This is a genomic window from Tianweitania sp., assembly GCF_032053605.1.
In the GTDB taxonomy this organism is placed as follows: domain Bacteria; phylum Pseudomonadota; class Alphaproteobacteria; order Rhizobiales; family Rhizobiaceae; genus Tianweitania.
Map to the genome: position 1 here is coordinate 1 of NZ_DAMBUH010000180.1, position 1,678 is coordinate 1,678.

At 65.7% G+C, this 1,678-nt stretch carries 2 protein-coding genes; both read left to right on the top strand.

Going from position 1 to position 1,678, the window contains the following annotated elements; translation table 11 throughout:
• Positions 1-1,031 (top strand): PD-(D/E)XK nuclease family protein (locus tag RTX98_RS20310; protein ID WP_312798697.1); only part of this gene is annotated, 1,031 nt, incomplete at its 5' end.
• A partial coding sequence (locus RTX98_RS20315) for a UvrD-helicase domain-containing protein (protein WP_312798698.1) occupies positions 1,028-1,678 on the top strand: 651 nt, incomplete at its 3' end. The genes RTX98_RS20310 and RTX98_RS20315, both read left to right, overlap by 4 nt.

A 1,678-nucleotide genomic window follows, 5' to 3' on the forward strand; every position in this document is an offset into this window, starting at 1 on the left:
CCGTGCCCTCGCGCTGGCTGCAGCGGCTGACGACCTTTCTCGGCGAGGAGGTCGCGGACACCGCACGCACGCGCGGCCGTATCCTGCTCGGATGGGCGCAGAAGCTCGATGAGCGGCAGGACGTGCCCTTCGCGCTCCGTCCCAACCCCAAGCCGCCGTTGGCTGCGCGCCCGAAGCATTTTTCCGTCACCGAAATCGAAGTGCTGCGCCGCGATCCCTATGCGATCTATGCCAAGCGCGTGCTCCGCCTTCAGCCGCTCGATGAAGTGCTGCGCGACCCGAGCGTGGCTGAGCGAGGCAATCTCTTCCACGACATCTTGCATGGCTTCACATCAGCCAAGATCGATCCGCACGCGCCCAATGCGCTGGAGCAACTGATCGCGATCGGCAGCGCGGCCTTCGACGAAGCAGCGCTGCCAGACGATCTGCGCGTGGTGTGGTGGCCGCGCTTCGAGGCGATGGCGGTCAACATCATCGCTTGGGAACAGGAGCAGGCCGCGAAGAGCCCTACGCGCCATTCCGAGCTGAAGGCGGACAAGACGGTGGTTGGCAGTACCGGCGTGACGCTCGGTGGACGCGCCGACCGCATCGATCTTCTGCCCGGCGGAATGGCCGATATTCTCGATTACAAGACCGGCTCCTCGCCCTCCAAGCGGCAGGCGCATATGTTGGTGTCGCCGCAGCTTGCGTTGGAAGCCGCGCTTATGCGACGCGGCGCCTTTGCTGATCTCGACAAGGCGGAGCCCGCCGAACTCGCTTACATCCGGCTCAAGCCGAACGGCGCGGTGGAGCCGGAGTCGATCCTGGAGATCAAGGGCGCGAATGCCTCCCTGCGCAGCGCCGCCGATCTGGCCGAAGACGCCTGGTCGCGACTGGAAACGCTGATCAAGCATTATGCCGATCCCAACAGCGGCTATCTGTCCCGCGCGCTGCCCTTCCGTGAAACCGAAACATCGGGCGATTACGATCATCTCGCCCGCGTGCTGGAATGGTCGGCGGGCGCGGAAAGCGGCGAGGGGGGCGAAGAATGAGCGGGCGTTTCATCGTTCCCGAAGACACGCTGCGCGACCAGAAGCTGGCATCCGACCCCGGCATTTCGGTCTGGGTTTCGGCCCATGCCGGTTCCGGCAAGACGCATGTGCTGTCGCAGCGCGTGGTGCGGCTGCTTTTGTCCGGCACTGACCCCTCGCGCATCCTCTGCCTGACCTACACCAAGGCCGCCGCCGCCAACATGGCGAACCGCATTTTCCGCGATCTTGGCCGCTGGACGATGCTGGATGACGCAGCGCTCGCCAAGGAAATCACTGCCATCGAAGGCAGCGCGAATGCCGGGACGGTCAAACGGGCGCGGCGATTGTTCGCGCAGGCGCTGGAAACGCCCGGAGGGCTGAAAATCCAGACCATCCACGCCTTCTGCGAAGCGCTGCTGCATCAGTTTCCGCTGGAAGCCAACATCGCCGGCCATTTCGAGCTGCTCGAGGGCCAAGCCGCCACCGCACTGCTGGCGCAGGCCCGGCGCGAACTGCTGCTCGGCACGCGCAACGAGCCGGATCTGGCGGATGCCTTCGCGACCGTCCTCCAGCGCGGCGGCGAAAGCGGGCTCGACCGGCTGTTGGACGAGATCGTCGCCAAGCGCGACGACCTGCAAGCCGCCATCACCGATCTGGATGCCGGCGAC